Source organism: Actinosynnema sp. NPDC059797 (assembly GCF_042732085.1).
In the GTDB taxonomy this organism is placed as follows: domain Bacteria; phylum Actinomycetota; class Actinomycetes; order Mycobacteriales; family Pseudonocardiaceae; genus Actinosynnema.
The window spans coordinates 1-6,948 of the sequence record NZ_JBHWIE010000074.1 but is presented as its reverse complement, the minus strand read 5'-3'; the positions used below and the strand labels follow the sequence as shown (position 1 = coordinate 6,948).

Sequence of the window (6,948 nt, the reverse complement as noted above, 5' to 3'; positions counted from 1 at the left end):
CCTCGGCCCCCCGGCGGTGTATGGGGGGGGGGCGCTCCCCCCCCCCGTGCCCTCGGCGGGCCCGGCCCGGGGCCCCGCCGCCCCCGACCGGCGGGTGGTCGACGCCGTGGTGACCACCCGCCGGGAGCGGCAGGAGGCGCTGCTCCGGCCGGGTGCCGCGCGGGCCGAGTTCGTGCTGAGCGAGAGCTGCCTGCGCCGGGTGGTCGGCGGCGGGGCGGTGATGCGCGGGCAGCTCGACCACCTGGCCGCCCTGGCGCGGCGGCGCAACGTGCGGATCCGGGTGCTGCCGTTCGACTCGGCCGCCGGCGGCAGCGCCTTCACCTTCACCCTGCTGCGCGTGCCCGCGCCGACCTCCGCGCCACCGCTGGAGCTGGTGTACGTGGAGAGCCTGCACGACGCCGACTACCTCGACGGGGACCGGGAGGTCGCCGACTACGCCCGGCTGTGGGACGGCCTCGCGGCGGGCGCGCTGGGGCCGGAGCGGTCCAGGCACTTCCTGGAGGACGTCGCCCGGCGGCACGCGTGACCGCGAGGCGCGGTCCGGTCGCGGCCCGGTCGCCCGTCAGGCCACCGGGAAGGCGACGTCGCAGACCTCGTCCTCCGGGCCCGACGTCGCCCAGTCGCCGAAGTAGACCTCGCGCGGCGCGTCGACGACCCGCCGGCCGTTCTCCTCGGCCCAGCGGGCGACGGCGTCGAAGGCCGACAGGATCTGCGGGAACACGACCTGGGCCTTGCGCAGCCGCACGTAGACCTCGGTGTGGGCCGGTTCGACGCGGGCGGCCACCTCCGGCGGCGGGCTCGCCGCGGCGATCGGGTAGCACAGCTCGGCCGGGCCGTCGCTGTCGTCGTTGACCTCGCCGTGGTAGGCGACGTACGGCGGGGACGACGCACCGCCGTACGGTTCGGCGGCCTTCCTCAGGCGCTCCCAGGAGGCGAGGATCCAGTCCTCCAACTCTGGTTGCAGCAGGTGACGCTGCTCGGTGAGGATCACGCGTTCAGGTACTTCCCGTTGCTCGACCCGGTACATCTCCATCAGTCCCTCTCCGTCGGACAGCACGACGCGGAGATGCGCGGCCAGGCCCCGTTGGACGGCGATCCGCTCCTCGACACCGGCCCAGTACGCGGCGAGCAGGTCGGCGCGTTCGGCCTCGGGCGCGCCGACGACCCGGGCGACCTCGGCCAGCGGCATGTCCAGCCGGCGCAGCAGCGCCACCAGCCGGGCGCCGGTGAGCTGGTCCTCGCGGTAGCGCCGGTAGCCGGTGGCGCCGTCGACCCGGGCAGGCTGCAGCAGGCCCTGGCGCTCGTACAGCCGGAGCGCCTTGACCGACAGCCTCGACCGGCGCGCGAACTCGCCCACCCCCAGGAGCCGTTCCACCCGCGCATCCTCCACGGTCCGGAACTGTGGGGGCTGCCCCTGGGGACGGGTCAAGCGGCTACTGCCGGTAGTTCTCCACCGTGCCGGGCCCGCGGGCCTCGGCGCCGTCCGGGTCCAGGCCCGCGTCGCGGCGCGCCCGGCGCTGCCGGAGCAGGTCCCACGTCTGGTCCAGGGCGACCTCGACGTCCCGCAGCCGCCGGGCGTCGCCCTCCGACAGCTCCTCGCCGGTGTGCGAGTTCTCCAGCCGGTGCTCTTCCTCGACCAGCGCGGTGATGCGCGCGACCAGTTCCTCGTCCTTCACCACTCCTCCTCCACCCGGCCCCCGGCACCGCCGCCGTCCGGGTCAAGATCCGGGTACCTCCGCCGGCACCCTCGAAACACACCGGCCGCGACCTGCGGTCATAACGCAGAGCAATGGCCGGTTGGTGGGTGGGCAAGCGCCGCCGCGTGCTCCATCCTCCGAAGCACCCTGCCTAGGAGGAACGCGTGAAGTCGAGAAGACGCTCCCTGCTGACGCTGGCCGTGGCCGGTGTCGCGGCGGCCGCCGTGGTCACCGCGAGCCCCACGACCGCCGGACCCGCGCCCGAGCCTGCGGCGGCGCCGGCCGGTCCCACGTACGTGTACAAGGTGCGCGCCCCGCTGGGGTCCGCCGCCCAGGACCTGCTCGGGCGCGGGTTCGACGTGCTGGAGGACCGCGACGGCGAGCACCTGTTCGTGCTCGGCGACGCCGGCACGGGCTCCGACCTGCGGAAGGCCGGGTTCGCGGCGGTGGTGGACGAGGTGCTGCCCGCGCCCGAGTGGCAGCCGCCGGCCGCCAGGTCGCAGGTCGACGCGGCCAACATCAACGAGACCTATTACGGCGGCTACCGCACCGTCAACGCCCACTGGGCGCACCTGGACCAGGTCGCCCAGGAGCACCCGGACCTGGCGACCGTCGTCGACTACGGCGACTCGTGGCGCAAGACCCAGGGCGCGGGCGGCTACGACCTGCGGGCCGTGTGCCTGACCAAGAAGAAGGCGGGCGACTGCGCGCTGGACCCGAACGCGCCCAAGCCCCGGTTCTTCGTCATGGGCCAGCTCCACGCCCGCGAGCTGACCACCGGCGACGTCGCCTGGCGGTGGATCGACCACCTCGTCCAGGGCTACGGCGCCGACGCCGAGGTCACCGCGCTGCTCGACAGCACCGAGGTCTGGGTGGTGCCGATCGCCAACCCGGACGGCGTGAACATCGTCCAGCAGGGCGGCAACTCGCCCCGCTACCAGCGCAAGAACGCGAACACCACGAACGGGTCGAACTGCTCGGGCACCTCGTCCTCGCACGTCGGCATCGACCTCAACCGCAACACCGACTCGCACTGGGGCGAGTCCGGCACGTCGCCCAACCCGTGCGACCAGACCTACAAGGGCCCGTCGGCCAACTCCGAGGTCGAGACGCGGGCGCTCCAGGGCCTGTGGCGCTCCCTGTACCGCGATCGGCGCGGCACGGCCCCCGGCGACGCCGCCCCCGCCGACACCACCGGCGTCGTCCTCTCCATGCACAGCTACTCGAACCTGGTGCTGTTCCCGTGGGGCTGGAGCGCGACCCAGAAGACCGGCAACGACGCCGCGCTGCGCGGCATGGCGCGCGACATGGCGTCGCTGGCCGGCGGCTGGCAGTACGGGCAGCCCGGCGAGGTGCTCTACAACGCGGCCGGCGCGACCGACGACTGGGTGTACGACGACCTGGGCGTCGCCTCGTTCGTGTGGGAGGTCGGGCCGTCGTCGGGGACGTGCTCCGGGTTCTTCCCGGCCTACTCGTGCCAGGCGTCGACGTTCTGGCCGAAGACGCGGCCGATGCTGCTGTACGCGGCGAAGAAGGCCGCCAACCCCTACGGCGGCGCCGGCAACCCGCCCACCGGGTGCGCGCGGCGGACCAACGACGCCGACGTGGCCATCCCGGACAACGGGGCGGCCGTGACCAGCACCGTCACCATCGCCGGGTGCGAGGGCTCCGCGTCGGCGTCCACGCAGGTGGAGGTGCACGTCAAGCACACCTACCGGGGCGACCTGGTGATCGACCTGCTCGCGCCGGACGGGTCGGCGTACCGGCTGAAGTCGTCGAACAGCGACTCGGGCGACGACATCGACACCACCTACACGGCGGACGTGTCGTCCGAGGCGCGCAACGGCGAGTGGCGGCTGCGCGTGCAGGACGTGTACTCGGCGGACACCGGTCACCTCGACTCGTGGAGCCTGACCGTGTGAGCACCGGCGGGCCCGCGCACCACCGGCGCGCGGGCCCGTCCCGTCGGTAGCGTGGGTCCATGACCACGGTTCTGGTGACGGGCGCGGCGGGCTTCATCGGTTCCCACTTCACGCGGCACTGGGTGGCCCGGCACCCGGAGGACCGGGTGGTGGCGCTGGACGCCCTGACCTACGCGGGCACGCTGACCAACCTCGACGACGTGCGCGACCGGGTCGGGTTCGTGCACGCGGACATCGCCGCGCACGACCTGACCGGCGTCGACGTGGTGGTCAACTTCGCGGCCGAGTCGCACAACAGCCTGGCCGTGCTGGACCCGACGCGGTTCTTCCGGACCAACGTGCTGGGCACGCAGGCCCTGCTGGAGGCGGCGCGGCGGGCGGGCGTGCGGCGGTTCCACCACATCTCGACGTGCGAGGTGTACGGCGACCTGCCGCTGGACGCGGAGCGGGCGTTCACCGAGGAGTCGCCCTACCGGCCGCGGACGCCGTACAACGCGAGCAAGGCCGGCGCGGACCACGCGGTGCGGGCGTACCACGAGACGTTCGGGCTGCCGGTGACGATCACCAACTGCGCCAACAACTACGGGCCGAACCAGTTCCCGGAGAAGGTGCTGCCGCTGTTCACCACGCGGGCGCTGGACGGCGGCGAGCTGCCGGTGTACGCGTCGAAGGACAACCGGCGGGAGTGGGTCCACGTGCTGGACCACTGCCGGGCGATCGAGGCGGTGCTGCTGCACGGGCGGGTCGGCGAGACCTACCACGTGGGCACGGGCGTGGAGGCCAGCGTGGACGAGATCGCGGACCTCGTGCTGGACGAGCTGGGCCTGCCGGCGTCGCGCAAGACCACCGTGCCGGACCGCCCCGGCCACGACCGCCGCTACCTGCTGGACTCGGCCAAGATCCGGCGCGAGCTGGGCTGGGAGCCGCGGGTCGGGTTCGACCGGGGCGTCCGCGACACCATCCGCTGGTACGCCGACAACCGCGCGTGGTGGGAGCCCCTGCGCGACCGCAGCCCGGTGACCGAGACGGCGTGTACCACCTGACTCACGCGTCCTGACCGCATGACACACCCGCTCCGACCGCATGACTCGCGGGTGCTGAACGCATGACACACCCGCCCTGACCGCATGACTCGCGCGCTCTGAACGCATGACACGCGGGTCGTGAGCGCATGACACGCCGGTGGATCACCCGTGCGGGGGTGTCCGGCTGCTGTTCGCCGGATCGGGAACCGGCGTGAAGTTGCTCCGCCCGGACCGTATTCGAGAGGTCGTCAGGTCATCCGCTTGTCGCGCCCGGTCAACGGTGTCCGGGCGCCCGGGTCCCGTGCCCGGCAGCGCTAGCGGAAAGAGATCACATGCGTTCCTCTTCCAGACGGGGTTCCAGACGGGGTTCCAGTCGGGCTCCCAGGCGGGGCGTGCTGCTGGCCGTCGCCGCCCTGGTCGTCTCCACCGCCCAGGTCACCGCCCCGGCGGCGGCCGCACCCGCCGCCGCACCCGTCGCCTCCCCGTGCGGTCCGCTCGACGTCGTGTTCGTCCTCGACGACACCGGCAGCATGGGCGGCGCCATCGCCAACCTGAAGACCGGCATCAACGCGATCGTCAACGACGTCGTCACCGCGTCCGGCGGCGACTACCAGCTCGGGCTGGTCACCTTCAAGGACAACGTCACCGTCCACAACGACCTGGCGCCCGGCAACGCGGCGGCGGTGACGAACTACGTCACCAACACCCTCGCCGCGAGCGCCGGCGGCAGCGAGCCCGAGGCGTCCGACGAGGCCCTGAACACGGTCGTGAACAACCGGGCGGCTGCGGGCAGGCCGCAGAACGCCGACTTCGCCGGCACGTGGCGGTCCAACGCGATGAAGCTCGTCGTGCTGGTGACGGACGCCCGGCCCGGCGGGTTCGACAACGTGCACGCGGCGGTCGACGTCGCCAACGCCGCGCAGTGGGCCAACGACGCCCTGGCGCGCGGCATCAAGATCAGCTCGGTTTACGTGCCCACGTCGCCGACGTTCACGCCGGTGATCCAGCCGATCATGCAGAACTACGCGACGACGACCGGCGGCCTGTACCTCCAGGCGACGGCGACCGGCGAGTACACGGCCGACTCGATCCGGAAGCTGCTGTCCGACTGCAGCCAGACGGACGTGTTCATCCGGGACCAGGTGACCGACACGGGCGCGGAGCCCAACCCGAACGGCACGGTGTGGAACAGCCCGGACATCAAGGTCTGCCCGGGGCTCGCGGACTGCGCGGGCATCCAGCCGGTCGTCGGCGGGACGAACTACGTCCACGTGAAGCTGAACAAGGACCTGTCCGGTTCGGCCACCGGCACGCTCAAGCTCTACCGCACGCCCGCCGGCGGCGGCACGACGTGGAACAACGCCACCAACGGCGACTGGGTGTCCATCGGCCAGCAGGCGCTGACCGTGCCGCCGGGCGGGACCGTGGCGAAGATCCCGTGGACGAGCGTCCCCGGTCCGGGCCACTTCTGCCTGCTGGCGCGCTGGGTGTCGGCGACGGACCCGATGACGTTCGCGGAGGGCCCGAACACCGCGCTGAACACCAAGAACAACAACAACATCGCGTGGAAGAACTTCCAGACCGTGCGCGGGCGCGTCCTGGAGCCGGTGCGGTCCTGGTTCACCCTGGGCAACGCGACCGGGCGGGACCAGGTCCGGACCGACCTGGTGCTGACCGGTGAGAAGCCGGTGGCGGGCGCCGTGGTGATCGACCTCGGGCGGGAGCTGTTCGAGCGCTGGCGCGCCGCCGGCGGCAAGGCGGAGGGCGTGAAGCAGGTCGGCGAGACCGCGTTCCAGGTCGACCCGAGGCGGGCGGCGCTGCTCGGCGTGCCGCTCCGGGCGGGCGAGCGCTTCACGGCGGAGCTGACCTTCACCCCGGAGGCCCCGGGCGACTACCTGGTCAACCTGGTCCAGTTCGTGGAGGGCGAAGACCACGGCGGCGTCGCCTACCGAGTGATCACCGACCGCTCCTGACCGGACGACTCGCAACACCGGACCGGAGGACACGCAACACCGGACCGGAGGACACGCGCAACCCCGCGCGTGTCCTCCACTCCGACACCGCGTGTCCTCCACTCGGACACCGCGAGTCGTACGTTCAGAACACGCGAGTCGTACACCCGACACCGGCGAGTCGTACGTTCCGGCCGCGCGAGTCGTACGCTCCCGACCCTCGTGTCATGCGGTCGGGACCGGCGAGTCATGCGGTCAAGGCCCGCGAGTCATGCGGTCCGGTCGCGCGTGTCATGCGTTCAAGGCTCGTGTGACATGTGGTCGAGGTGGGTGTGTGGGGTGGTGGGGGATG

General features: G+C 72.6%; 6 protein-coding genes. 4 read left to right on the top strand and 2 right to left on the bottom strand.

Annotated elements, in window-relative coordinates; all coding sequences use genetic code 11:
• Positions 1 to 16: 16 nt before the first annotated feature.
• Positions 17 to 526 (top strand): DUF5753 domain-containing protein, encoded by a 510-nt coding sequence (locus ACFV4N_RS19235; RefSeq protein WP_499673917.1) that lies wholly within the window; start codon positions 17 to 19, stop codon positions 524 to 526.
• A 36-nt stretch (positions 527 to 562) separates the two neighbouring features.
• On the opposite strand, the gene ACFV4N_RS19230 is transcribed toward ACFV4N_RS19235, so the two are convergent.
• Both ACFV4N_RS19230 and ACFV4N_RS19225 read right to left on the bottom strand, forming a co-directional pair.
• Positions 563 to 1,375, bottom strand: coding sequence for a MerR family transcriptional regulator (locus ACFV4N_RS19230; protein WP_499673901.1), 813 nt, complete (start codon positions 1,373 to 1,375; stop codon positions 563 to 565).
• 58 nt (positions 1,376 to 1,433) lie between these two features.
• Positions 1,434 to 1,676, bottom strand: coding sequence for a DUF2630 family protein (locus ACFV4N_RS19225; RefSeq protein ID WP_499673900.1), 243 nt, complete (start codon positions 1,674 to 1,676; stop codon positions 1,434 to 1,436).
• Positions 1,677 to 1,861: 185 nt separating this feature from the next.
• Here ACFV4N_RS19225 and ACFV4N_RS19220 point away from each other — a divergent pair, with 185 nt between their 5' ends.
• From ACFV4N_RS19220 to ACFV4N_RS19210, 3 genes are all read left to right on the top strand, one after another.
• Entirely contained in the window at positions 1,862 to 3,619 is a 1,758-nt protein-coding gene (locus ACFV4N_RS19220) for a M14 family zinc carboxypeptidase (protein ID WP_499673899.1), read from the top strand.
• A gap of 59 nt (positions 3,620 to 3,678) precedes the next feature.
• Complete coding sequence (rfbB, locus tag ACFV4N_RS19215) at positions 3,679 to 4,662, top strand: dTDP-glucose 4,6-dehydratase (RefSeq protein ID WP_499673898.1); 984 nt, start codon at positions 3,679 to 3,681, stop codon at positions 4,660 to 4,662.
• A 374-nt stretch (positions 4,663 to 5,036) separates the two neighbouring features.
• Positions 5,037 to 6,617 (top strand): vWA domain-containing protein, encoded by a 1,581-nt coding sequence (locus ACFV4N_RS19210; RefSeq protein ID WP_499673897.1) that lies wholly within the window; start codon positions 5,037 to 5,039, stop codon positions 6,615 to 6,617.
• Positions 6,618 to 6,948 lie beyond the last annotated feature (331 nt).